Annotated in this window: 24 protein-coding genes (1 of these 24 running past the window's edge); 17 read left to right on the top strand and 7 right to left on the bottom strand. The window is 61.7% G+C overall.

The annotated features are described in order from the left end of the window. Window positions 1–11 precede the first annotated feature (11 nt). Window positions 12–1,025 (top strand): NAD(P)H-dependent flavin oxidoreductase, encoded by a 1,014-nt coding sequence (locus CUV01_RS07000; protein WP_101459841.1) that lies wholly within the window; start codon window positions 12–14, stop codon window positions 1,023–1,025. Here the strand turns inward: CUV01_RS07000 and serB are convergent. Further along, window positions 1,015–1,890, bottom strand: coding sequence for a phosphoserine phosphatase SerB (serB, locus tag CUV01_RS06995; RefSeq protein WP_101459840.1), 876 nt, complete (start codon window positions 1,888–1,890; stop codon window positions 1,015–1,017). The two genes, CUV01_RS07000 and serB, sit on opposite strands and share 11 nt — an antisense overlap. Before the next feature lie 189 nt (window positions 1,891–2,079). Between serB and CUV01_RS06990 the strand changes: the two genes are divergently transcribed. From CUV01_RS06990 to hspQ, 6 genes are all read left to right on the top strand, one after another. After that, a complete protein-coding gene (locus tag CUV01_RS06990) occupies window positions 2,080–5,511 on the top strand; it encodes an ExeM/NucH family extracellular endonuclease (RefSeq protein WP_198731893.1) in 3,432 nt (1,143 codons plus the stop codon). Between the two features lie 240 nt (window positions 5,512–5,751). Beyond that, complete coding sequence (locus tag CUV01_RS06985; protein WP_101459838.1) at window positions 5,752–6,900, top strand: phosphoserine transaminase; 1,149 nt, start codon at window positions 5,752–5,754, stop codon at window positions 6,898–6,900. Between the two features lie 122 nt (window positions 6,901–7,022). Further along, window positions 7,023–8,612, top strand: coding sequence for a phosphoglycerate dehydrogenase (serA, locus tag CUV01_RS06980; RefSeq protein ID WP_101459837.1), 1,590 nt, complete (start codon window positions 7,023–7,025; stop codon window positions 8,610–8,612). Window positions 8,613–8,685: 73 nt separating this feature from the next. Continuing rightward, complete coding sequence (locus CUV01_RS06975) at window positions 8,686–9,420, top strand: metallophosphoesterase (RefSeq protein WP_101459836.1); 735 nt, start codon at window positions 8,686–8,688, stop codon at window positions 9,418–9,420. A gap of 14 nt (window positions 9,421–9,434) precedes the next feature. Further along, window positions 9,435–9,902, top strand: a complete 468-nt coding sequence (locus CUV01_RS06970; RefSeq protein WP_101459835.1) for a CreA family protein — start codon at window positions 9,435–9,437, stop codon at window positions 9,900–9,902. 111 nt (window positions 9,903–10,013) lie between these two features. Then, window positions 10,014–10,346 (top strand): heat shock protein HspQ, encoded by a 333-nt coding sequence (gene hspQ, locus CUV01_RS06965; RefSeq protein WP_101459834.1) that lies wholly within the window; start codon window positions 10,014–10,016, stop codon window positions 10,344–10,346. 96 nt (window positions 10,347–10,442) lie between these two features. Here hspQ and CUV01_RS06960 read toward each other — a convergent pair whose 3' ends face one another. Then, the gene (locus tag CUV01_RS06960; protein ID WP_232962567.1) at window positions 10,443–10,877 is read right to left on the bottom strand and encodes an ATP-binding protein; all 435 of its coding nucleotides are present in this window, start codon (window positions 10,875–10,877) and stop codon (window positions 10,443–10,445) included. Window positions 10,878–10,942: 65 nt separating this feature from the next. Next, window positions 10,943–11,275 carry an STAS domain-containing protein gene (locus tag CUV01_RS06955; RefSeq protein ID WP_101459832.1) on the bottom strand — a complete coding sequence of 111 codons (333 nt, stop codon included), beginning with the start codon at window positions 11,273–11,275 and terminating at the stop codon, window positions 10,943–10,945. Window positions 11,276–11,367: 92 nt separating this feature from the next. Here CUV01_RS06955 and CUV01_RS06950 point away from each other — a divergent pair, with 92 nt between their 5' ends. From CUV01_RS06950 to CUV01_RS06930, 5 genes are all read left to right on the top strand, one after another. Further along, window positions 11,368–12,534 carry an acetyl-CoA C-acyltransferase gene (locus CUV01_RS06950; protein ID WP_101459831.1) on the top strand — a complete coding sequence of 389 codons (1,167 nt, stop codon included), beginning with the start codon at window positions 11,368–11,370 and terminating at the stop codon, window positions 12,532–12,534. 268 nt (window positions 12,535–12,802) lie between these two features. Continuing rightward, complete coding sequence (locus CUV01_RS06945; RefSeq protein ID WP_198731892.1) at window positions 12,803–14,212, top strand: circularly permuted type 2 ATP-grasp protein; 1,410 nt, start codon at window positions 12,803–12,805, stop codon at window positions 14,210–14,212. A gap of 16 nt (window positions 14,213–14,228) precedes the next feature. Further along, window positions 14,229–15,185: an alpha-E domain-containing protein gene (locus tag CUV01_RS06940; protein WP_101459829.1), complete on the top strand. Its 957-nt coding sequence runs from the start codon at window positions 14,229–14,231 to the stop codon at window positions 15,183–15,185. Between the two features lie 3 nt (window positions 15,186–15,188). After that, window positions 15,189–16,001, top strand: a complete 813-nt coding sequence (locus tag CUV01_RS06935) for a transglutaminase family protein (RefSeq protein ID WP_101459828.1) — start codon at window positions 15,189–15,191, stop codon at window positions 15,999–16,001. Between the two features lie 188 nt (window positions 16,002–16,189). Continuing rightward, a complete protein-coding gene (locus CUV01_RS06930) occupies window positions 16,190–16,501 on the top strand; it encodes a GNAT family N-acetyltransferase (protein WP_157994801.1) in 312 nt (103 codons plus the stop codon). Between the two features lie 15 nt (window positions 16,502–16,516). Here the strand turns inward: CUV01_RS06930 and CUV01_RS06925 are convergent, their stop codons facing one another. From CUV01_RS06925 to CUV01_RS06910, 4 genes are all read right to left on the bottom strand, one after another. Next, the gene (locus CUV01_RS06925) at window positions 16,517–17,323 is read right to left on the bottom strand and encodes an esterase-like activity of phytase family protein (protein WP_232962565.1); all 807 of its coding nucleotides are present in this window, start codon (window positions 17,321–17,323) and stop codon (window positions 16,517–16,519) included. Window positions 17,324–17,394: 71 nt separating this feature from the next. Further along, window positions 17,395–18,279, bottom strand: a complete 885-nt coding sequence (gene mepA, locus CUV01_RS06920) for a penicillin-insensitive murein endopeptidase (protein ID WP_101459825.1) — start codon at window positions 18,277–18,279, stop codon at window positions 17,395–17,397. Further along, a complete protein-coding gene (locus tag CUV01_RS06915; RefSeq protein WP_101459824.1) occupies window positions 18,276–19,634 on the bottom strand; it encodes an MFS transporter in 1,359 nt (452 codons plus the stop codon). Before CUV01_RS06915 ends, mepA begins: the two co-directional genes overlap by 4 nt. Before the next feature lie 85 nt (window positions 19,635–19,719). Next, window positions 19,720–20,280, bottom strand: coding sequence for an acyl-CoA thioesterase (locus CUV01_RS06910; RefSeq protein ID WP_101461917.1), 561 nt, complete (start codon window positions 20,278–20,280; stop codon window positions 19,720–19,722). 216 nt (window positions 20,281–20,496) lie between these two features. Between CUV01_RS06910 and asd the strand changes: the two genes are divergently transcribed. From asd to msrP, 5 genes are all read left to right on the top strand, one after another. Further along, entirely contained in the window at window positions 20,497–21,570 is a 1,074-nt protein-coding gene (gene asd, locus CUV01_RS06905) for an aspartate-semialdehyde dehydrogenase (RefSeq protein ID WP_277869391.1), read from the top strand. Window positions 21,571–21,583: 13 nt separating this feature from the next. Further along, window positions 21,584–21,877 (top strand): YggT family protein, encoded by a 294-nt coding sequence (locus tag CUV01_RS06900; RefSeq protein WP_101459822.1) that lies wholly within the window; start codon window positions 21,584–21,586, stop codon window positions 21,875–21,877. 11 nt (window positions 21,878–21,888) lie between these two features. After that, window positions 21,889–22,689, top strand: a complete 801-nt coding sequence (locus tag CUV01_RS06895) for an alpha/beta fold hydrolase (protein ID WP_101459821.1) — start codon at window positions 21,889–21,891, stop codon at window positions 22,687–22,689. A 2-nt stretch (window positions 22,690–22,691) separates the two neighbouring features. Beyond that, a complete protein-coding gene (gene recQ / locus CUV01_RS06890; RefSeq protein WP_101459820.1) occupies window positions 22,692–24,731 on the top strand; it encodes a DNA helicase RecQ in 2,040 nt (679 codons plus the stop codon). Between the two features lie 272 nt (window positions 24,732–25,003). Further along, window positions 25,004–25,681: the 5' portion of a protein-methionine-sulfoxide reductase catalytic subunit MsrP gene (gene msrP, locus CUV01_RS06885; protein ID WP_101459819.1), read on the top strand. The gene runs 219 nt beyond the window's last position; 678 of the gene's 897 nt are visible here — the first part of the coding sequence; it begins with the start codon at window positions 25,004–25,006; the stop codon falls past the right edge of the window.

Here is a 25,681-nt window from a genome sequence, read left to right as displayed (position 1 = left end):
GAGGTGTTGTGATGTTTACCAAACTGGGCATTGAAGCGCCGGTCATTCAAGCGCCGATGGCAGGTGTCTCGACCGCTGAACTGACCGCCGCGATTGCGAATGCGGGTGGGTTGGGTTTCGTGGCGCTCGGCACGTTTTCGGTGGCGGATGCGAGCGCGGTGTTGGACAAGACGCACGCTTTGACGGACCGTCCGTTCGGTGTGAATCTGTTTTGCCATGAACCGGCCCGCCGTGATTTTGAGCATGAAGCAGAGTGGCTGCAGCTGTTGGGCCCGGAATTCGACCGCTTTTCGGCCAAGCCACCGGCGGAATTGCACGAGATGTATCCCAGCTTTCGTGTTCATGACGACTTGTTGTCGCTGCTGATCGAGCGGCGACCGCCAGTGATCAGCTTTCACTTTGGGTTGCCCCGCGCGGACCAGTTGCAGGCATTGAAAGAGACCGGGGCAATCCTGCTGGCGACAGCGACCAACGTCCAGGACGCGCAGCGGATCGCGCAGGCCGGGCTGGATGGGATCGTGGCGCAGGGTTGGCAGGCCGGCGGGCATCGCGGCGTGTTCGATCCCGTTGATCCGGCGCGCGACGAGCAAATGGAAACACTGACCTTGCTGGAGAAATTGCGCGAGGTGGGCCTGCCTCTGATCGCAGCGGGTGGTATCATGACGGCGGGTGATCGCCGCGCTGCCATGCAGGCGGGCGCATCCGCAGTGCAATGCGGCACCGCCTTCTTGCTGGCGCCCGAGGCGGCCACCAGCCCCGATCACCGGGCGCGGCTGACCAGCACAAAGACGCAGATGACGCGTGCCATTTCAGGCAGGCCGGCGCGCGGCTTGATCAATCGCCTGATGCAACTGGATGAGGCGAGGGCGGCGGCTTATCCGATGGCCTATGACGCCGCCAAGGCGCTCAGCGCTGCTGCAATGGCGCGGGGTGATCACAGCTATGCCGCGCAATGGGCCGGCACCGGTGCCGCGCATGCGGTGGCGCGTCCGGCGGCGCAGACGCTTGCCGCCATCAGCGGCTGAATTCCTCGGCTGCATAGCCTTGCAGGTAAAGCAGCGCGGTCAGATCGCCGTGATTGACGATGATACCGGCCTGCTCGGCCACCACGGGTTTGGCGTGCAGCGCCACGCCCGAACCGGCCAGTTGCAACATGCCCAGATCATTGGCGCCATCGCCCACCGCGATCACATCAGCGGGCGTCAGGTTTCGCGCGGCAACGATCTCGTTCAGCGCCTCGACCTTGGCCTCGCGGCCCAGCACCGGCAGCGATACATGGCCGGTCAACACGCCGCCCTCGGATAACAGCGTGTTGGCGCGATTCTCATCAAAGCCCAATCGCGCGGCAATCGGATGCGTAAAGCTGATAAAGCCGCCCGAAACCAGCGCGGCATAGGCGCCATGGTTGCGCATGGTCGCGACCAATTCCTGCCCGCCCGCCGCCAATGTGATGCGCTCGGCCAGAACCTTGCCGATCACCGATTCGGGCAGTCCGGCCAACAGGCCGACGCGCTCGATCAGGGCCTCGTGAAAGTTCAGCTCGCCGTTCATGGCACGCGCGGTAATAGTGGCGACGCGTTCGCCAACGCCTGCCTCGGCGGCCAGTTCGTCGATGCATTCCTGATCGATCATGGTCGAATCCATATCCGCCAGCAGCACCTTTTTACGCCGCCCTGCGGTGGGTTGGATGGCCATATCGATCTGGATGGACTGCAGATCGGCCCATAGCTGTTGCAACCCTTCAGGACGCTCGGCCAGCTGAAATTCAGCGGCAATCCCGGGGTTCAGCCATCGAACAGCGGTTCCGCCCCAATCCTTGCGCAGGCTGTCGATCAGCGTGCTTTCAAGGTTGGCGTTTTGGGGCGCGGCGATCAGCGAGAGGGTGAACATGGGCGAAGCTTTCAGTCTGAACGGACAGGCCAGCCTTTAAGCGACTCGCGGTCGCAGCGCCAGAGCAGGGCGGACCGGCGCGTTTGCGCACGATTTTGCGGGTGCTGTAGATTTAGTTACAACTTTGTCGTGTAATCGGCGTCTTATGGACCGATGTTTTGCCAGATGGGGAGCGAACAGATCATGGCGATGAAATCAGCGTTTAAGGGAATCGGTTTCAAAGGGGCGTTTGGTCTGCCCTCATTTGTGCTGGGAAATTGGGGCGCAAAACTGCTGAAAGGCAGCGATGGGCGCGATCTGATGCTGGGCCTCGGCGGCAATGACAGGCTGATGGGTGGCGGCGGTGACGACACACTTCTTGGCGGCGGCGGCCGTGACACAGCGGTTTATCTGGGCGGTGTTGCCGATTACACGGTGACCCCCTCGTTCGGCAATCTGGTTCGGGTCAGCGCCTTGAGGGGTGATGAGGGCACCGACTGGCTGGGCAGTATCGAGGCGCTGTATTTCGCAGGCGACGACTACACGCTGCATCTGGACGGTCGGAACAACGCCGCAATGGCGGGCGATGATGCGATTTCGGCAGGCGAGGATGGCGTTGCCAGCCTGTCCACAGCGGGTCTGCTGGCCAATGACCGCGAATTCGATGGCGACACGCTGACAATTGCAGCCGTGTCCGATGCGGCATCGGGTGCCCAGGTGACGTTGCAGGGCGATCAGATTCTTTACGATCCGGGCACGCGCTTTGATTATATGGCCGAAGGTGAAACCGCGACAGACAGCTTTACCTATAGGGTCGATGATGGCCGGGGTGGAACCGATACGGCAACCGTCACGGTGACCATCAGCGGCGCCAATGATGCACCGGTTCTGAGCGTAACCCCCGCGGTCGAGATGGCCGAGAATGAAACCGGGATCGTGGCCCAGATTTCGGCGACCGACATTGACAGCGCAGCGCTGACCTATGCGATCAGTGGCGGTGCCGATGCCGCATTGTTTCAGATCGACGCGGACACAGGTGCGCTTAGCTTTGTCTCGGCGCCCGATTATGAAAATCCGACCGATGCGGGTGGTGACAATATCTATGACGTGACCGTCAGCGTTGCGGATGATCAGGGCGGCAGCGACAGTGCCGATATCGCCGTGACGGTCACGGATGTCGAGGAAACCCCCGCCTTCGAGGCGCGGATCAACGAATTCCACTATGACAATGCCGGCGCGGATACGGGCGAGTTCATCGAGGTGCGGGTCACCGCAGGGGGCGATGCCTCGGGTCTCAGTATCGAGCTTTATAACGGCAATGGTGGCGGTGTTTACAGCAGCTTGTTGATTGCAGATGCGACCATGGCCAGCGACGGGACCTACGACTACTATGTCTGGGATCTGCCGGCGAACGGGTTGCAGAACGGCGCGCCCGACGGGTTGGCGCTGATCAATAGCGGCGAGGTCGTCGAATTCCTCAGTTATGAAGGCGAGATGACGGCAGATGGCGGTACTGCCGATGGCCTGACATCCAGCGATATCGGTGTGTCCGAGGCGCCGGACACCGAGATAGGCCTGTCGCTGCAACGCGACGAAAATGGCGACTGGTCCGCCCCTGCGACCGAGACGAAAGGCGCCGCCAATTCCGGTGGTGGCGATGGCGGCGGCGGTGATGAAGAGGCGACGCCGGCACTGATCTCGGTCATTCAGGGCTCGACCGACGCGTCGACCATGATCGGACAGCGGGTCGAGGTGACGGCTGTGGTCGTCCATATCGCCGCCAATGGCTTTTACATCCAGGAAGAGGACGCCGATGCCGATGGCGACGCGCTGACATCCGAGGGGATCTTTGTCTATACCGGCGGCGGCACGGCGGTCGCGCTTGGCGATCTGGTGCAACTGGATGGCACCGTTACCGAGTTCAATGGCCTGACCGAACTGACCGATGTCTCGGAAATCGTGACGATCTCGTCCGACAACGAACTGCCGACCGCCGCCGTGGTCGAATTGTCGCCCGAAGGTTTCAACTTTGAATCTGTCGAAGGAATGCGGGTTTCGGTCGTCGGCGGCACCAGTAATCCGCTGACCGTGATCGAGAATTTCAACCTCGATCGTTTCGGCGAAATCGTCATCAGCGCCGGTTCACAATATCAGCCCACCCAATTGTTTGACGCGCAGACAGAGGCCGATCAGGTCGCGCAGTTGGCGCAGGAAAACGCCAATAACCGGCTGATCATCGAGGATGGTGTCAGTGCGCAAAATCCCGACAGTTTCGAATTCCTTGCCAATAATTCGGCGGGCGATAACGGCAATGGTTACATCGACGCCGGGGACAGCTTTGGCAATGACGGCGCGACGCTGCGGCTTGGTGCGCAGTTCAATGGGCCGATCGAAGGCGTGATCACCTATCAGTTCGGCGATTTCGCTCTGATCCCGACCGAGCAATTGCCGATTGACGAGACCACCAATAGCGGCGCGCGCCAGGAAACCCCCGATGCTGTCGGCGGCGATCTGCAGGTCGCCTCGATCAATGTGCTGAACTATTTCACCACGCTGTCGGGCGGCACAGGGCCGGATGGTTCACTTGATCCGCGCGGCGCCACGTCAGAGGCCGATCTGGCGCGGCAAACCGAAAAACTGGTGTCGGTGATGACCGGAACCGAGGCCGAGGTCTTTGCCCTGCAAGAGATCGAGAATGGCGGCTTTGGCGATGGCTCGGCGATTGATACGCTGGTCGATGCGCTGAATGCCGAGGCCACGGAAACCGGGTCCGGCGCGGTCTATGTCTATGTCGATCCGACCGGCGCCGGCGGCTTTGTCGGCGATGACGCGATCATGACCGGCATCATCTATGACAGCAGCCAAGTGACCCTGGTGCATACCGAATACCTTGTCTTCGAAGAGGCATCTGCCGACGCCACCTATCAGCTTGCCAAGGTGTTGGATGATGCGCTGCCGCAGGGGACTTATCTTGAGGATTACCAGCGCAACCGCCCTTCTGTCGCTGCGACGTTCGAGGATGCGGATGGCAACCAGTTCACCGTTGTCTCGTCACATTTCAAATCCAAGGGCGATAGCGGGCTGGCGTCGCTGGCCGATGCGGCGCAGACCTATCTGGATGCGAATGGCGAGGCAGTTGCGGGCTTTTCGCAAGCTGATATCGACGCGCTGCTGGCCGACCCCAATTTTGATCAGGGCGACGGGCAGGCCTATTGGAATGGCGTGCGCACGGATGCCGCAGGTGAATTGGCCGATTGGCTCGAGACAAGCTATAACGGCGGCGGGGTCACCGACTATATCCTGCTGGGCGATATGAACGCCTATGCGCAGGAAGACCCGGTCCAACTGCTGCGCGATCAGGGGCTGGTTGATCTGATCGACGAGTTTATCGGACAGGATCAGGCCTATAGCTACGTGTTCGACGGTCAGCGCGGGACGCTGGATCAGGGGCTGGCGTCGGACGGGCTGGCCGACAATGTCACTGGCGCGACAGAGTGGCATGTGAATGCGGATGAGCCCGACCTGCTGGGCTATAACTCTGCCTTTAATGACCCGGGTTTCTATACGCCGGGACCTTTCGCGGCCTCGGATCATGATCCGCTGATCGTCGGTCTGACGCTGGAAGATCCGCTGCTGGCCTGACCGCGCATGCAAGCCCGCGCAGCCTTCATGGTGCTGCGCGGGCGTTTTTGAGGCCGGCTGCTGCGTTGGGCGGATTGGTGACGCATCGGACGCGCGGGCCGTCGCTGCCAAAGATCTGCAGATGGCAGCAGCGTCAGAGGCTTGGCCGGATTGCCTATTGCGGTTTCCCCGGGCTGGGCGTATGTCCGGCAGCGGGACACCCTTCCCCAACGAAGGGCTTTTGGCTGGAAGGCTGAGTATATGACTGATCCAATGATCCCGGCTGCGCGCCCGGTTAATCCGCGCTTTTCCTCTGGCCCCTGTGCCAAGATCCCCAATTACAATCTGGACCTGCTGGCGGATGCTCCGCTTGGTCGTTCGCACCGTGCCGCTGTCGGCAAGGCGAAACTGGCCGAGGCGATTGATCTGACACGCGAGGTTCTGGGCGTGCCTGCGGATTACCGCATCGGCATCGTTCCCGCATCCGATACCGGCGCGGTCGAAATGGCCATGTGGTCGATGCTGGGCGCGCGCCCCGTCGAGATGCTGGCCTGGGAAAGCTTTGGCGAAGGCTGGGTGACGGATGCCGTCAAGCAGTTGAAACTGGACGCTACCGTGCGCAAGGCTGACTATGGCAAGATCGTCGATTTTGCGGATGTCGATTTCAACAGCGACGTCGTCTTTACCTGGAACGGCACGACCAGCGGCGTGCGGGTGCCCAATGGCGATGGCATCCCGGCGGATCGCGAGGGGCTGACCATTTGCGATGCGACCTCCGCGGCGTTTGCGATGGCGTTGCCCTGGGACAAGTTGGATGTGGTCACCTTCAGCTGGCAGAAAGTGCTGGGCGGTGAGGCCGCGCATGGGATGCTGATCCTCAGCCCGCGCGCCGTCGAGCGGCTGGAAAGCTTTACCCCCGACCGTCCCTTGCCCAAGATTTTCCGCCTGACCAAAGGCGGCAAGCTGAATGAGGGCATTTTCCGGGGCGAGACGATCAACACGCCCTCGATGCTGGCCGTCGAGGACTATCTGGTTGCCCTGAAATGGGCACATCAGGTCGGCGGGCTTGAAGGGCTGGTCGGGCGTGCCGATGCCAATGCAGGGGCCGTTCGCGACTTTATTGCGGACAAGGACTGGATCGCCGATCTGGCCGAAGATCCGGCTACCGCCTCTACCACCAGCGTGTGCCTGAAATTCACCGACCCCGCGATCAAGGACGGTGCGGCGTTCGCCAAGGCCGTCGCCAAGCGGCTGGAGAAAGAGGGCGTGGCGCTGGATGCAGGCGCCTATCGCGACGCCCCGGCGGGTCTGCGGATCTGGTGCGGCTCGACGGTGGAAACCGCCGATGTCGCGGCGCTGATGCCGTGGATCGAATACGCTTACCGCGCCGAACTGGCTGCGCAAGGCTGATTGCGATCCGCCATGGCCGGGGGCGCTGACTGCCCCCGGACCCTCCGATGATATTTCACGACCAAAGCAGAACAAGCGCCAGCGCGGCAGAGGCCCGGGCGCGTCAAACAAGGATAAAAGCTATGCCCAAGGTACTCGTATCCGACAAGCTGTCAGAGACCGCCGTTCAGATCTTTCGCGATCGCGGCGTGGAGGTGGATTACCTGCCCGATCTGGGCAAGGACAAGGACAAGCTGGCCGAGGTGATCGGCCAATATGACGGGCTGGCGATCCGCTCGGCCACCAAGGCGACCGAGAAATTGCTGGAAAACGCGACCAACCTCAAGGTCATCGGACGTGCCGGCATCGGCGTCGACAATGTCGATATCCCGGCGGCATCCAAAAAAGGCGTGATCGTGATGAACACGCCGTTCGGAAACAGCGTCACCACCGCCGAACATGCGATTGCGATGATGTTCGCGGTCGCGCGCCAGCTGCCCGAGGCGTCGGCCTCGACCCATGCCGGGAAGTGGGAGAAAAACCGCTTTATGGGGGTCGAGCTGTTCAACAAGACGCTCGGCGTCATCGGTGCGGGCAATATCGGCTCGATCGTGATCGACCGGGCGCTTGGGTTGCACATGAAGGTCATCGCCTATGACCCCTTCCTGTCGGAAGAACGCGCGAAAGACATTGGCGTGAAAAAGGTCGAACTGGACGAATTGCTGGCCAAGGCCGATTTCATCACCTTCCACGTGCCGCTGACCGACAAGACCCGCAACATCCTGTCGCGCGAGGCGATTGCCAAGCTGAAGCCGGGCGTTCGGATCGTCAACTGTGCCCGTGGTGGTCTGGTCGACGAAGACGCGCTGGCCGAGGCGCTGAAGGATGGCCGCGTGGCAGGCGCAGCCTTTGACGTCTTTGCAACCGAGCCGGCGACCGAATCGCCCCTGTTCAACCTGCCCAACGTGGTAGTGACCCCGCATCTGGGCGCCTCGACCAGCGAAGCGCAGGAAAATGTCGCCATTCAGGTGGCTGAACAGATGTCGGACTATCTGCTGACCGGGGCGGTGCAAAACGCCCTGAACATGCCCTCTGTCACTGCCGAAGAGGCAGCCGTGATGGGCCCCTGGATCAAGCTGGCCAGCCATCTGGGCGCTTTTGTCGGGCAGATGACCGGCGAACCGATCAAGGCGATCAACGTGCTTTACGACGGCGTCGTATCGACCATGAACCTCAGCGCGCTGAATGCGGCGGTGATCGCAGGCGTGATGAAGGCCTCGAACCCGGATGTGAACATGGTCTCGGCCCCGGTGATCGCCAAGGATCGCGGGATCCAGGTTGCCACCACGCATCAGGACAAGGGCGGCGTTTTCGAAGGCTATATCAAGCTGACGGTCGTCACCGCCGATCGCGAGCGTTCTATCGCTGGTACGGTCTTCAGCGACGGCAAGCCGCGCTTTATCCAGATTCGCGGCATCAATATCGACGCCGAGATCGGTGAGCACATGCTGTACACCCGCAACAAGGATCTGCCCGGCGTGATCGGCGCATTGGGGATGACCCTGGGTGAGCAAGGCGTCAACATCGCCAACTTCACGCTTGGGCGTTCGGCAGCGGGTGATGACGCCATCGCGATCCTTTATCTGGACGAGGCGATCTCGGATTCGGCACTGGCGGCGCTGCAAAAGACCGGAAAATTCATCCAGGCGCGCCCGCTACATTTCGAAGTCTGATCCTTCGAGGCTTGCCAAAAGAACTGATCCCGGCCAGACAGGCCGGGATTTTTCATTGGCGACCGAGGTTCCCATGCCAGTTTATGCCATTGGTGATATCCACGGCCAGCTAGAGCTGTTGCATCAGGCGCATCGGTTGATCGCAGCGGATGCCGGCGACGATGCAAGGATCGTCCATCTGGGCGATCTGATTGATCGTGGTCCCGATTCGCGCGGCGTGGTTCAGTACCTGCTGGACGGGCAGGCGGCGGGTCGCGACTGGATTGTTTTGCGCGGCAATCACGACCGTTTTCTGCCCGCATTTCTCAGCGATTCGGCTTGGGCCGACCCCGGCCTGGCGACCCCGGTCGTCTGGACAGACCATTCAGGTCTTGGCGCGGCGGCGACGCTGGCCTCATATGGCGTCGATCCGGATCAGCCGCGTGATCTGCTGCACGCAGCGGCAAAGGCGGCGGTGCCGGTCGAACATGCCGAGTTCCTGGCGGGATTGCCGCTTTGGCATTTGCAGGACGGCGCGCTGTTCGTTCACGCGGGCATCCGGCCGGGCGTAGATTTGCAGGCGCAGGCAGAGCAGGATCTGGTCTGGATCAGAAAGGGCTTTCTGGACAGCGGCGTCGATCATGGCTCACTGGTCGTGCATGGCCACACGGCGATTGACCGTGCGACACATTACGGAAACCGGCTGAACCTCGACAGCGGCGCGGCCTATGGTGGCCCGCTATCTGCGGTGCGGTTGGACGAAGATGGGGCATGGTTGCTGACAGAGCACGAGGCGGTGCCGCTGATGCCCGAGCCCGCTGTTGGATGACAAGGAGTGACAGAATGAAACGATTGATCCTTTTGGCGATGCTGACAGCCGGGTCGGCCAATGCAGAAGAAGTCGGCGAGATCGGCGTGGACTGGGTCGGAAACGACATCATGATAGAGGCCATCCGCGACCCAGAGGTTGAAGGTGTGGCCTGTCATCTGGCCTATTTCGACCGCTCGGTCATTGACCGCCTTAGTCAAGGCAACTGGTTTGAGGATCCGTCGAATTCCGCGATCGAATGCAGCCGTACCGGCCCGATCACCGTTGGCGATATCGAGCGCGGGAAAGGCGGCGAAGACGTGTTTTCCGAGGGGCGCTCGCTGGTCTTCAAATCGCTGCGGGTCAAACGCGTCTTTGACGAGGTGAACGGCGTTCTGGTCTATCTGGCGCATGCCAACGAACTGAGCGAAGGCTCGGCCAAGATGGCCATCTCGACCGTTGCCTTGACGCAGGATGAACTGGCTGCGCTGGCCGCCCAGTAAGCCTTTCGGCGCGAAGCTCGATTCTGGACGAAAACCTGTCGAAACAGGCGGTCGCGGCTGTAGACAGCTTGGACATATTGCAATAGTTGGTTGCCGGTTGGGACCGTTTAAATGATACTTCACCGCAGAATTGCGAAATACAGTTTGGGACAAGTCGTCCGCCACCGTAGCCGCGATTTTCGCGGGGTGGTTTTCGATGTCGATCCCGAATTCGCGAATACTGAAGAATGGTACGAATCCATTCCCGAAGATATCAGGCCGGCCAAGAATCAGCCGTTCTACCATCTCTTTGCCGAGACCGAGGCAACCTATTACGTCGCCTATGTGTCCGAGCAGAATCTGGTCCCTGATTTCTCGGGCGAGCCGCTGGAACATCCCGAGGTGACAGAGATGTTCGGTGAATTCGAGGACGGGCGATATCCGTTGCAATCGCCCATGAACTGAATGGCCGATGCCGGTTTGGCGGCCAGGCAACCTGCGAACGGCAAAGCCGCGCAGGGTCCATGTGTTTCATCCGTCAGCGTTGCGCAACTGGTCCTGTCAGCTCTCAGGATCGTCTGTAACCGGCAGGTGAAAGGCAAGAAAGTTACGGGTTTCCTCGCGGTAGTAATACAGTTCTTGCGTCAGGTCCTGGATCAGAAACCAGCCAAACCCGCCCTCGGGCAGGTCAAGCGCCGCGGTGTCTGGGATGGGCCGGGGCAGTAGACAGCTATCGGGCAAAGAGACACCGTCATCGGTGATCGAGCAGGACAGCCCGCCCTCGTGACGCACGATGCTGAGATGAATCACTGGCGCGTCAGGCGCGGTTGTATCCCCGCGAGGGCCGTGTTCGGTGACGTTGTTCATCACTTCGGCCAGCACCAGTTCAAGACGCCCAAGCGCGTCTTCGTCAATCTCGGCGGCAAAGCGGCGGCGTATGGCGGCCAGCGTGTCACGCACCACCATCGGCCTGGCATGCAAAACGCGGTGAAACATCGGCTGCCTGCGGCTCTGGGTGACCTGCCCCGCCCGCTTTGCATCCGCGTTGTTTGCCGCATTCATCAGCCTGCCTCGCGCTTCAGATCGGATGAATCCTCGATGACGAAAACCGTATCCATCCGCGTCAGCTTGAATACCCGGCCAACATTGGGCGTCAGCCCCGATAGAATCAGCGGTACGCCGGCGGGCATCGCCTTGTGCACGGCGATCATCGCGCCCAGCCCCGAACTGTCCATGAAATCCACCTGCCGCATGTCGAGCGTGACCTGATTTTTACATTTGGAGACTATCTGGCGCATTCTATCCTTGAAGCGCGTCGAAATCGCGGCATCCAGCCGCCGATCCTCTATTTTCACCACCGTCTTGCACGTGTCGGATGTGACTGTCAGGTTCATCGGACAATCCCTTGAGCTGCTTTTCTGGCATCCTGACTAGACGGAAATGGTTACCATCCGGTAAGCGTAGCCCGAAATCGCGGAGGACAACGATGACAACCCGAGACATTTTCATTCTTGGTGCGGCCCGTACGCCAATGGCGGGGCTGCAAGGTGCTTTTGCAGATGTTTCCGCCGCACAGCTGGGCGGGGTTGCGATCGCTGCGGCATTGGAACGGGCCGGTGTTGCGCCGGACAAGCCGCAGGCGCTGCTGATGGGCTGTGTGTTGCCGGCAGGTCAGGGCCAGGCACCCGCGCGCCAGGCCGGTTTTGCAGCCGGGCTGCCGGAATCGGTACCGGCGACGACGCTGAACAAGATGTGCGGATCGGGGATGCAGGCCGTGATGACAGCCGCCGACATGATCCGCGCGGGCAGCGCCGATCTGGTGATCGCGGGGGGCATGGAAAGCATGACAAACGCGCCCTATCTGCTGCCCAAGATGCGGGGCGGGGCACGGCTGGGGCATGGGCAGGTCATCGACCACATGTTCCTGGACGGGCTCGAGGATGCCTATGACAAGGGCCGCCTGATGGGCACCTTTGCCGAGGATTGCGCGAGCGAGTTCAGCTTTACCCGCGAGGCGCAAGACGACTTTGCCCTCTCCAGCCTGAGCCGCGCGAACGAGGCCATCACCTCGGGTGCGTTCAAGGCCGAGATCGCGGCGGTCACCGTCGCCTCGCGCAAGGGCGAACATGTCGTCGATACCGATGAACAGCCCGGCAATGCGCGACCAGACAAGATCCCGACATTGAAGCCCGCCTTTCGCAAGGACGGGACCGTCACGGCGGCGAACTCCAGTTCGATCTCGGACGGCGCTGCGGCGCTGGTGATCGGTATTAACGCGGATGGCGCAATCGCGCGCATCGTGGGTTATGCCGGTCATGCGCAGGCACCGGCCGATTTTCCGACAGCGCCGGTCCCCGCGACCGAGCGGTTGCTGGACCAGATCGGCTGGACCAAGGACGATGTCGATCTGTGGGAGGTCAACGAGGCCTTCGCGGTCGTCCCCATGGCCTTCATGGAACGCATGGGTGTCGGGCATGACAGGGTGAACGTGAATGGCGGCGCTTGCGCGTTGGGCCATCCCATCGGTGCGTCGGGTGCGCGCATCATCGTCACGCTGATCCATGCCCTTCAGGCGCGCGGCGGCAAGCGCGGCGTGGCGGCTATCTGTATCGGCGGCGGTGAAGGCACGGCCATCGCAATTGAACTGGTCTGATCGGCAAAGCCCGGATGCATGACCAAAACCCCGTCGGGGCGCGACCTTCGCGGCCTGACGGAACCCCAGGCGATGCCAAGCCCCCTCTCGGTCAGTGCTTGAACGTCGGAATATCAGCCTGAAAAGCCGGCAAGTCGCATTGCAGCACCATGAAACATTGGAACTTTCTCTGGTTCCCGGTGCTTCGATTATAGACTTTGCTGCGATCGACGCAGATCATCGGGCAATAACGCCGGGCCTTTAAAGTCCGGTCGGGCAGGGGGACGTGATGGAATTTTACAACGAGATGTACGAGGGCGATAAGGTCCGCGAACCCTATGCGAGGCTGCGCAATTGGGTTGATACGATGCCCGATGACTTTCGCCAGATGAAACAGGCCGAGGCCGAAGAGTTGTTCCGCCGCATCGGTATTACCTTCGCCGTCTATGGCGAGGGCGGCGATCCCGACCGGCTGATCCCCTTTGACATGATGCCGCGCGTTTTCGAACAGAACGAGTGGCGCAAGCTGGAGCGCGGGATAAAGCAGCGGGCACGGGCGCTGAACGCGTTTCTGCGCGATGTCTATGGCCGGGGCGAGATCGTCCGCGCGGGCCGCATTCCGGCCCGGCTGGTCTATCAGAATGAGGCCTATGAAAAGGCGGTTGCCGGCGTCGTGCCGCCGCGCGGGGTCTATAGCCATATCATCGGCATCGACCTTGTGCGTACGGGCAAGGACGAGTTCTTCGTGCTGGAAGATAACTGCCGCACGCCGTCCGGTGTCAGCTATATGCTGGAAAACCGCGAGATCATGATGCGCATGTTCCCGCAGTTGTTCCGGGGCAATCGGATCGAGCCGGTTGATCAATATCCCGAACTGCTGCGCCGCACCTTGGAATCGGTCGCGCCCGCGAAATGCGAGAGCCGTCCGAATTGCGTGATCCTGACGCCGGGCCATTTCAACAGCGCCTATTATGAGCACAGCTTTCTTGCCAACCTGATGGGCGTCGAACTGGTCGAGGGCCAGGATTTGTTCGTCGATGGCGAATTCGTCTATATGCGCACGACGCAGGGACCCAAGCGTGTCGATGTGATCTATCGCCGACTCGATGACCCCTATCTTGATCCGCTGTGCTTTCGCCCCGATTCGATGCTGGGTGTGCCGGGGCTGATGGATATCTATCGCTCGGGCGGGGTGTCGATCTGTTCGGCACCAGGTGCGGGTGTGGCCGATGACAAGGCGATCTATACCTTTGTGCCGGAAATGGTGCGCTTCTATCTGGGTGAAGAGCCTCTTTTGAAGAACGTCGATACGTGGACGTTGTGGAAGGAAGATGACTATAAATACGTGATGGAAAACCTGCCCGACCTGGTGGTGAAAGAGGTTCACGGCTCTGGCGGCTACGGCATGTTGGTCGGTCCGAAATCGACCAAGGCCGAGATCGAGGAATTCCGCAAGAAAATCGAGGCCGATCCCTCGAACTATATCGCACAGCCCACCTTGGCGCTGTCGACCACGCCAACCTTTGTCGATGAGGGAATCGCACCGCGTCATGTGGACTTGCGGCCCTATTGCCTGTGTGGAGACCGGATCGAGCTGGTGCCAGGCGGACTGACCCGGGTGGCGCTGCGCGAAGGATCTTTGGTCGTGAACTCGTCGCAGGGCGGCGGGGTCAAGGACACCTGGGTTCTGTCGGAATAAGAGGAGGGATAAGAATATGCTAAGCCGTACCGCCTCGAATCTGTTCTGGATGGGCCGCCACCTGGAACGCGCCGAAACAGCCGCCCGTCTGATCGATGTGGGCCAGCGTATCACGCTGTTGCCCAACACCGACGAGGGCTATCAGAGCGAATGGAAATCGCTGCTGCGGGCATCGGGAACGATCGAAGCCTTTACGACGAAATATGGCGACGTCACGCAGGAAAACATCGAGGAATATCTGTTCTTCGACCGTGAGAATCCGTCGTCGGTCGTCGTGTGTTTCGAAAAGGCCCGCGAAAGTGGCCGGATCGTCCGCACTGCGCTGACAGGGCAAGTCTGGGACGCGCTGAATGTGGCCTATCAGGAATTGCGCAAGATCGAGAAGACGCCGCGAAACAAGCTGGACATGGCCGGGTTGACGGATTTCACCACCCGCCATGCCTCGACCGTGCGCGGCGCCATCAACGCGACGCAATTGCGCAATGATGGCTGGCATTTCATGAATCTCGGCTATGGCCTGGAACGCGCGGATGCGACGGCGCGGTTGCTGGATGTGAAATATTTCGTGCTGTTGCCACGGATCGAATTTGTAGGCTCTGGGCTGGATTCCTATCAGTGGCAGGTGATCCTGCGTGCGCTTTCGGCGCATCGGGCATTCCACTGGGCTTACGGCGGCGATGTGACCGCCGGTCGGGTCGCGGATTTCCTGATCCTGAACGGTGAAAGCCCGCGTTCGCTGATCACCTCTCTTTACGAAGCCGTCTGGCATCTGGAGGGTCTGGCGCGCCGTTACGGCGATGCGGTTCCGACGGCCGCCCGCGATGAGGCGCGACAGGTGCTGGAGACGCTGCAGAATCGCGATATCGACACCATCTTTGACGAGGGGCTGCATGAGTTTCTGACCTGGTTCATCACCAGCATCGGAAGTGTCGCCGCCTTGGTTCACCAGGATTACCTACAGGGGAGCGCCTGACCCATGAAGCTGCGCATTTCGCATGAAACGGTCTATGGCTACGACAAGCCGATCCGCAATCTTGTTCAAAGCCTGCGCCTGACCCCTTCGGTTTTCGAGGGCCAGAAAACGCATGAATGGACGATTGACGTGACCGGCGGGATGAAAGGGCCCTGCTTTCGCGACGGTACCGGTGACTGGATCGAGGGCTGGACCGTGCGCGGTCCTGTCGAAGAGGTCTCGGTGCGCATCTCTGGTCGCGTCGACACGCGCGACACGGCGGGCGTTCTGCGCGGGCACCGTGAGGTGATCCACCCCATGACCTATCTGCGCGACACCGCGCCCACCCGCGTCGATGACGGGCTCAAGAACCTGGCCGCAGAGGTCGACGGAAACGCGGATGACGGGCTGGACACGGCGCATAAGCTGTCATCGGCGGTGGCGGGTGCTATCCGCTATGTCAGTGGCGTCACCAAGGTATCGACGACCGCCGCCGAGGCGCTGGCGCTGGGCGAGGGGGTTTGCCAGGATCATGCTCATGCGCTGATCGCCATCGCCCGCCTGCGAATGATGCCGGCGCGATATGTTTCGGGCTATCTGCATTCGACAATCGACGGCGACTCGCATGACGCAGCGCATGCCTGGGCCGAGATATTCATCGACGGTTTGGGCTGGGTCGGCTTTGATGCAGCCAATAGCTGCTGTCCGGATGAACGCTATGTCCGGCTGGGTTCTGGGTTGGATGCGCAGGATGCAGCGCCGATCCGCGGCGTCGCGATGGGAACGGGCGAAGAAAAGATGGGTGTGCGCGTTCAGGTCGAAGAGCTGCCGCAATAGGCTGCGGCAAAGTGACGATCAGGCCGCTGCTCCCGATAGCAGACCTGCCGCTGGTGACGCGGTTCTAAAACGAAGCACCGGAATTTTGGCTGCTGGCCGAGGGCCATTGCGACCCGGATGTCAGGGCGCAAGAGTTCTTTTCCGACTGCCCGCCCGGCTGTGATCCCACGATTTCGGCGAGACTGGGATTGTTTCTGGATCAACGCTTGTCTGGCCTGGCAGAGCTGTCATTTGGATTTCCGCAAACCCATGATGCTTATCTCGGGCGGCTGGTGCTGGGGCCATGGGCACAGTCTGCAGGTCATGGCGTCAGATTTCTGGACCATATCGAAGGGCTGGCCCGTCAGGCCGGGGCGCCGCGACTGTATCTGGCGGTGCTGGATCGCAATCCGCGCGCCCGGTCCTTTTGGCAAAGGCAGGGTTTTCAGCCGACCGGGGACCATCGCTTTACCGATCAAGGACATGATCTTCGCCGGATGATGAAGACACTGTCGGTCTGACCATCATGCTGCCGGTCATTCGAATAGCCGATATTCCACCAGTTCCGTGCGCTGCACGAACAGGAAATTGTCGTCCGAGATCATCGTCAGCCGCAGCCCCAGCCCGTCATCCCAGACCGAGATCCCTTCGAGATTGTCATATTGCAGCGGCCGTGTTGTCAGAAGTTCCTCGCCCTCGCTCAGACCGTCGGGGCCAAGGTCAAAGCGCCGGACGCGCGACGAAAAACCCATGATCCCATGGAAATCACGTTCCAGCAGATAAAGCCGCCCATCCGGTCCGATATCGGCACCGACCGGCAGCCAGTCGCTGTTGCGAGGCAGCGAGAAAGGCTGATCCCACTTGCCATCGCGGTATCGCAACATCGGAAAGGGCTTGCGCGCGCCACCCGAACGCTCGGGCAAGGTCAAGAGGGTGTCGTCGGGCTCGATGGCCAAAGCTTCCATCCCGGCATTCAGGCTAAGCTCCTTCAGCACGGGCGGCTGCGGGATACGCTGCGCCGGCTGGTCGGGATCATCATAGGCGGCCAGTCGATCCAGCCCTTCAAAGCTGACCCAGATCCGACCGTCGGCACCGATTGCCAGACCTTCGCTGTCGCCTAGCCGGCCCGGCGGCAGCGGATTGCCCTTGCTGTCCTTCAGATGCGCACGGCCTGCTACATTCAGCCCGCGGATCCGTCCTGAAGGGTCTCGGTTGATGCTGCCCCAATAGAGGTGTGCCCGGTCGCTGAGGACGTGAAACTCGGTCCCGTCGTCAGAGATTTCTATTCCCGAAAAGCCGCCGAAATTCGCATCCTGTGGCATCGACCAGACATAGGTCGCCACGTATTCCAGACTCGCCGCCGCGGCGGGCGATACCGCGGCGAGCAGACAAGTCAGAAAGAGTACAGGAAATGCTACCGGGCGGTGCCGATGACCTGACATTGCCTTGGCATCTCACTAAGTCGGAAGGTACGCGGGTGACGGTAATCAGGATTTCCCTGACCCCTCGGCCGCGATCCGGGGTTGGCGCGATATTGCAGTTCCTGCATGGCCGCACCGCAGCCATTGTCATTGCCCGAAAGCGAGGCAACCGACGCGGCGGTGTTGACGCAACCGCCGCTGCCGCGCGGGCAATTCAGGCGGACATGGAAATGATAGTCGTGGTTCGGTGTCGGCCGCAGCTTTTGCAGCCACGAGCCGCGATTGTTGTTGGCCTGACACATCGCCACCTTGATCGCCGCGTCCAGGAAGATGCGGTCTACACGCGGGTCCATCGCCGCCGACTGGATGATCGCCGCATGCGACGGGGTCCAGTTGCGATTCACGCTGAGACCGTTCCCGGCAACGACCGAAATCGAAGAGATGTTTTCGCGCTGCGCGGGCGACAGGTTCAGGTTGGACGGCGGCAGCATCCAGATATCGGCGTCCAGCCCAAGCTGGTGGCTGGCATGCCCGGTCAGCATCGGCCCGCCGCGCGGCTGGCTCATGTCGCCGATATAAAGGCCGCGCCAGCCCATCTTGGTTGCCGCCTGAGACAGCCCCACAAGAAAGCTGACCATGTCGGGATGCCCCCAGTTGCGATTGCGGGACAAACGCATGGCCTGCCAGGTCGGACCCGACTGAGGCAGCTGCGCGCCCCCGTTGAAACAACCCTTGTTGTAGGTTCCAATCGCCACCGCGTTGCCCGCCGTGGGGCCTCCGACGCGGCCGAACACGTCTTTGGCCAATGGAGATTGCGCGGATACCGGGGCCACCATCCCGATGAGAATAGCGGCGGTTGTCAAAATCTTGCGGATCACTGCTCGACCTCCCCTTCTGCTTTGACCCATCTTAGCAGGACCAGCGCCAGAATAAACATCACGATCAGCGGAGAGATACCAATCCGCTGATCACCGGAAATCGCCGTGACGGTGGCGATCAGGAACGGCGCCAGAAAGGCCGTGGCTTTGCCCGATAGCGCATAAAGGCCAAAGGCTTCGGTCGCCTTTTCGGGGGTGGTGTGGCGCACCATCATCGTGCGGCTGGCGGCCTGCAACGCACCGCCCGCGCCCCCGATGACCGCGCCGCAGGCAAAGAACACCGCATCTGGAACCCGCGACCCTGCGGCCAGCGGAATGCCAAGCAGCGAGGTCCGGTCCATCCCGACGATCACCACGCAAACCGCGATCAGTGCGATTGTGCAGACGATGATGACGGGCTTTGGCCCATATGCCCTGTCGGCCCGGCCACCCAATTGCGAGATGATGGCGGCCGCCAACGCGCTGACCACGCCAAAGACGCCCGACAAAAACACCGGCCACCCCAGGACCGTACCGGCATAAATCCCGCCAAAGGCATACATCGCGTTCAGTGCATCGCGCGAGAACATCGACGACACCAGCCATGCGCTCAACGATTGCCGGTCACGCAGGCTCAGGATCAATCGCCACAGATCGGACAGCGTGCGACCCGCGCTGAAGCTCCGCTTTGGCAGCCGCGGCTCTTTTACCCACAGGAAAAACGGGATCATGAAGATCACATACCAAATCGCTGTAAATGGCCCGGCAAACCTGGTCCCCTCGCGCGCTGCTGCGTCCAGCCCGAAAATCGGCGGGATCCCGGCCAGCGTCAGGCCAGTGCGGGGGTTTTCCGCAAATAGCAGCAGCATGAAAACCAGCGAGACCAACCCGCCCAGATAGCCAAAGGCATAGCCGCTGCCCGAGATGCGCCCGATCTCGTCGGGCGGTGCCAGCGCCGGCAAAAGCGCATTGGTAAAGATCGTGGCGAACTCCATCCCGATCAATCCGATGCCGAAAAAGATCAGCGCCAAGGTCAGGGGCGGCTGCTGCGGCACCAGAAACCACAGCCCAAGCGCGCCCAATACATAAAAGCCGGAAAACACCCAGATCCACAGCATCCGTCGCCCGGTCGTATCGGCAACTGCCCCCAGAATCGGGGCGCAGATCGCAATGATCACCCCCGAGATCGCCAGCCCGGTGCCCCACAACGTCTGCGCCTGCGCGCCGGCTACGGTCGCGCCTTCGCCCATGGCGATAAAGTGGGTTCTGGCGACTTCGCCGAAATAGATCGAAAAGATAAAGGTCAGCAGCAGGGTCGCAAAGGGCTGACTGGCCCAATCAAAGAACCACCACCCCCAGATACGCTTGCGGTTCATGGCGGCCCTTTTCTTCTTCAGTCAAATATCCCGGGGGTCCGGGGGCTGGCCCCCGGTCCGACCGGGCCATAAGGCCAAAGACGGATCAGTCTGGCAAGATGCCTTGCACATCCTCGGGCAAAACAGGTGGCCATGGACGTTGTGCATCGGCCTCGATCCAGGCTTCGACCCAACCGGGAAGAGGCGGGCTTTCCGGGTCGCCGCCAATCTCGGCCAGAACTTCGGCGGGCGAGACGATGCCCTTCGGCCCGGTCACGGCAGAGCGCAGCAGCATGTGGTTGCAGCAATCATCGCCGCGCCACATCGACTGTTCCATATAGATGAACCGCGCATCCCACGCGATGACCCGCGAAATCATGGTAAACCGTTGAAACGCCCTGATGCGGCGGCGGTAGCGCACGGAATTTCCGGCGACTGTAAAGCCCCAGTTTTTCTTTCGCAGAATTCCCACCAGTCCGGTCCGCGCGGCCATCGGGATGCGGCCCAGATCGTACAGCGTCAGCGTGCGGCCGTTGTTCAGCTCGATCCAGGGGTCCAGATCCCAGGGCCAGCACATATGCGTCGAAACATGGGTGCCGGTCACCGACAGCCGCGGCGCCGCGCGGAACTTGATCATCTCTTTGACGAACCGAATAAGCGGATACATGGGCCACCTGCCTTTCCGTGCCGGGCTTGGCGCGGAGCGGCGGCAAGGTCAACCACGACCTCGCGGCAGCCATTGCGCCCATGCGCTGCCTGCAATAGGAATGGCGCGATTTTCGGAAAGGATGGCAGTCTCGTGGCGTTGGGAAAGAACGGAAGCAAACCTGTTATTGGCCTGGTCGGCTGGCGTGGCATGGTCGGGTCGGTCCTGATGGACCGAATGCAGAGTGAAGGCGATTTCGACCTGATCGAACCGGTATTCTTTTCGACCTCGAATGCAGGCGGGACCGCGCCCTTGGGCGAGGCGCCGCTGGCGGACGCGCATGACCTGACCGCATTGGCGCAATGCGATGCGATCATCACCTGTCAGGGCGGTGATTACACGGGCGCGGTCTTTGCCAAGCTGCGTGCAGACGGCTGGGCGGGCCACTGGATCGATGCGGCCTCGACGTTGCGGATGGACGGTGAAGCGGTGATCGTGCTGGACCCGGTCAATCGCCCGGTGATCGACACTGCGCTGGTGGCGGGCAATCGCAACTGGGTTGGCGGCAATTGCACCGTTTCCTGCATGCTGATGGGCGTGGGCGCGCTGTTCAAGGCCGGTCTGGTCGAGTGGATGTCGACCCAGACCTATCAGGCCGCCTCGGGTGGCGGCGCGCAGCATATGCGCGAATTGCTGACCCAGTATGGCAAGCTGAACGAGGCCGTGCGGCCACTGCTGGATGATCCCAAAGCCGCCATTCTCGACATCGACCGCGGCGTGATCGAGCGTCAGCGCGCGATGGATGGCACGGATGAGGCGCAGCAGTTCGGTGCGGTCCTGGGCGGCAGCCTGATCCCCTGGATCGACAAGGATCTGGGCAATGGCGTGACCAAGGAAGAATGGAAAGGCATGGCCGAGACCAACAAGATCCTTGGTCTCGGTCCGGATGCCGTTGGCGGCTCGAACGAGGCCGCGATCCCGATCGACGGCTTCTGCGTTCGCATCGGCGCGATGCGCTGCCACAGTCAGGCGCTGACCTTCAAGCTGCGCCGTGATGTGCCGCTGGACGAGATCGAGGCCATGATCGCCGCCGACAACGATTGGGTCCGCGTGGTCCCGAACGAGAAAGAGGCGACCATGCGCGACCTGACGCCTGTGGCGACAACCGGCACGTTGGCCATCCCTGTCGGCCGCATCCGCAAGCTGGCGATGGGTCCGGACTATCTGGGCGCCTTCACCGTCGGCGACCAATTGCTATGGGGCGCGGCCGAGCCGCTGCGCCGGATGCTGCGCATCCTAATCGAAGCCTGAGAGGGGCGTAGTTATGACAACACTGTTTCAGGCGCTGATGCTGATCCTCGACGTGATCTGGTTCATCATGATCGTCCACATCATCATGTCCTGGCTGATCAATTTTCAGGTGCTGAACCTGCGTCAACCGATCGTCGCGCAGATCTGGGACGGGTTGAACCGACTTCTGGAACCGATCTACGGACCGATCCGTCGTATCCTGCCCGATACCGGCGCGCTGGATCTGGCGCCTCTGGTCGTGTTCATCATCATCATCATTCTGCGGCAGGCTCTGGCCAATAACGCGGGTCTGTTCCTGGGCTACTAGGGGGCCGCGTGATGTGGACCCGGCTTGAAGGAAACGGACCGCCGGTCGTGTTCTTGCACGGTTGGCTGATGGATCACGGCGATGAATTCGCCAGCTACGATGCCGTATTCGCGGCTCGCGGCTATCGACGCATCTATTTTGATCTGCCTGGCATGGGGCGCAGCACCGATTTGCCGCTGCCGCATGATCTAGACGGCTATGCAGACCAGGTCGCGGCGGCGATCCGTGACGAGATCGGCGATCAGCCCTTTCTGTTGTCGGGCACATCCGCAGGCGCGCTGATTGCCTGCGGTGTCGCTGCGAGGATGCCCGAAAGCCTGCGTGGCCTGCTGCTGCGTGTGCCGATGATCCATGGCGATGACCAGCGGCGCCGGGTCGATCCCGTGCCGGTGCTGCATGAGGATGCCGATCTGATTGCCTCGCTCGCGCGACGGGACCGCATTATCCTGGGCGCCGCGCCGATCATCCAGCGGCCTGCCTGGATCAAGGCGCTGCTGGCCAAGATGGAGACCCGCGTTCTTCCTGCGATGCGCCGGGCGCGTGGGCGCGATCTGGGGCCACTGCGCGGCGATCCCGCGCGCTATGACATGCGGCAGGTGCAGACGCAGTTTCAGCACCCGGCCCTGATCCTGGTGGCGCGACAGGATGACAATGTCGGCTGGCGCGATGCGGTGGATCGCTCTGCCGATTGGCCGCGCGCAACGCTGGCCGTCTTGGATGCCGCAGGGCACGAGTTTCCGCTGGACCATCAGATGCCACTGGCGCATGCGCTGATCGAAGACTGGCTTGACCGGGTGGAGCTTGCGCCGTGATCATGGATGCCGAACAGCATTTGCGCGCGATCTGGGGCTTTGACGGATTCCGCCCCGGTCAGGAAGAGATCGTGCGTGCGGTCGCCGATGGCCATGACGTGCTTGCGATCATGCCGACGGGCGGCGGCAAGTCGTTGTGTTTCCAACTGCCTGCCCTGATGCGCGACGGCGTGACCGTGGTCATCTCGCCCCTGATCGCATTGATGCGGGACCAGGTGCGCGCCCTGCGCGCGGCGGGTGTAGCAGCGGGCGCATTGACCAGCGGCAACACACAGGACGAGACAGATGCAGTTTTTCAAGCGCTGGCCGAGGGCGCGCTGAAGATTCTTTATATGGCGCCGGAACGGCTGGCATCGGGCGGAACGCTGAATTTGCTGCGGCGCGCGGGCGTGACGGCAGTCGCCGTCGACGAGGCGCATTGCGTCAGCCAGTGGGGCCATGATTTTCGCCCCGATTACTTGCGGATCGGTGATCTCAAGCGCGATCTGAACGTGCCGCTGGCCGCTTTTACCGCCACCGCTGATGCCGAAACGCGGGCAGAGATCGTCACCCGCCTGTTCGACGGTCGCCCGCCCGAGACCTTTCTGCGCGGCTTTGATCGTCCAAATATCCGGCTGGCCTTTCAGCCCAAGGACGGGCCGCGCAAGCAGATCATGGCATTTGCGGCGGCGCGGCGCGGGCAGTCGGGGATCATCTACTGCGCCAGCCGCGCCAAGACCGAAACGCTGGCCGACGCGCTGAACCGCGACGGGATGACGGCGGTTGCCTATCACGGCGGAATGGAGGCCGATTTGCGCCGCGCGACCGAGGCGCGGTTTCAGCAAGAGGACGGGCTGATCGTCACCGCGACCATCGCCTTTGGCATGGGCATCGACAAGCCTGACATCCGCTGGGTCGCACATGCCGATCTGCCCAAGTCGATCGAGGCCTATTATCAGGAAATCGGGCGCGCGGGCCGCGATGGCGATCCTGCAGAGACGCTGACCCTCTACGGCCCTGATGATATCCGCCTGCGGCGCACGCAGGTCGATGAAGGATTGGCCGAGAATGCCCGCAAAGAGGCGGATCATGGCCGGCTGAATGCTCTGCTGGGGCTGGCCGAGGCAACAGGATGCCGGCGCCGCCAGCTGCTGGGCTATTTCGGCGAGGATATGCGCGAGGATTGCGGCAATTGCGATCTGTGCGCCAACCCGCCCAAGCTGTTCGATGCAACGCAAGCCGTGCGGATGGCATTGTCAGCCATGCTTCGCACCGGCGAATGGTTCGGCGCGGGCCATCTGATTGATATCCTGACCGGCAGCACGACGGAAAAGGTCCGTGCGCGCGGCCATGATCAGCTACCGACGTTCGGCGTCGGGGGCGATTTCAACAAGGGTCAGTGGCAGGGGATCTTTCGTCAAATGATGGGCCGCGATCTGTGCCGCCCCGATCCCGACCGGCACGGCGCGCTGCACCTGACCCCCGCAGCACACCCGATCCTGAAAGGCGAGGCGCAGATCACCCTGCGCCACGACACCGCGATCAAGGCCAAGACCGGAACCGTTCTGCGCACGCAGGTCTCGGAAGAGGACGAGCCGCTGCTATCCGCGCTCAAGGCAAAACGCCGCGCATTGGCCGAGGCGGCGCGGGTGCCCGCCTATGTCATCTTTCCCGACCGCACCCTGATCGAAATGGCCGAGCGCCGGCCGCAAACGCTGGACGCGATGGCGCAGGTGAACGGCGTCGGTGCGAAAAAGCTGGACAGCTACGGCGCCGCTTTTCTCGCGGTCATTGCTGGCGATGTTCCCGACATGCACCCGGCGCGCCGCAGCCTGGCCGGCAAGCCGGCGGGCGCGTTGTTCGATCGCCTGGCCGAAACGCAGACGCGGCTGGCGCGTGGGCAGGACGGCACGGACAAGCCGCTGTCCTGTTCCACCGCGCAATTGCGACGCATTGCCCAGGCACGTCCATCAGATACCGCTGCGCTTGGCCGCTATCTGGATGAACCCCGGCTGGACCGCTTTGGCGTTGCCTTTCTGCACGAGATTCTGGTCACGGACTGATTTTCTGCGGCGCGCCCGAGATCCGGCGAGATCGCAGCAGAAAACCGGCGATGCGCGCGATCCCGACCATGAATATGGCGCCCTCCGAGTGCATTTTCGTGCCGCATTTGCAGGTGGATCACGGTCCTTTCATTTGCCAGAATTGTAACGGGCAGGCTTATCAGAACGAACGGTAATAGGAATGTGATGCGCATAATCAGCCTGTCTGTCGTGTCTGTGACATGATGGGATGCGGCCCAGCCATCAGGAACGATGCGAAGGAGAACTAGGCGATGAAACTGAAATGGTCTGACGTGACGCCCAAGGCTGACTACCTCAATCGGCGCAGCTTCATGACGGCAGCGGCGGCGCTGGTCGCCTCTCCGGCATTGGCGCTGACGGGAAAGCCCTCTGGCCTCTCGACCGATGAGGCGCCCAACACCCTGGAAGAAATCACAAATTACAACAACTTCTACGAATTCGGCACCGGCAAAGAGGATCCCGCGCGGCATGCCGGTAACCTGACGACCGATCCATGGTCAGTTGAGATTGGCGGTCTGGTGGATCGTCCCGGCAGCTATTCGGTCGATGATCTTGCCCCTGCGAATGCGCTGGAAGAGCGTATCTACCGCCTGCGCTGCGTCGAAGCCTGGTCCATGGTGATCCCCTGGATCGGTGTGCCGCTGGCCGGCGTGCTGGACAAGGCGGGCGTACAGCCGGGCGCGAAATTCGTCGCATTCGAGACGCTGGTGCGGCCCGAGGAAATGCCGGGTCAGTCGCGGCCCATTCTTGATTGGCCCTACCGCGAAGGTCTGCGGATTGACGAGGCGATGCACCCGCTGGCGATCCTTGCGACCGGTCTGTACGATGATGCGCTGCCGAACCAGAACGGTGCGCCGATCCGCCTTGTTGTGCCATGGAAATACGGATTCAAGTCGATCAAATCCATCGTCAAGATCACCCTGACCGAC

The organism is Paracoccus tegillarcae, assembly GCF_002847305.1.
Classification (GTDB): Bacteria; Pseudomonadota; Alphaproteobacteria; order Rhodobacterales; family Rhodobacteraceae; genus Paracoccus; species Paracoccus tegillarcae.
The sequence above is the reverse complement of the archived record's forward strand: the minus strand, read 5'-3'. Positions and strand labels throughout refer to the sequence as shown.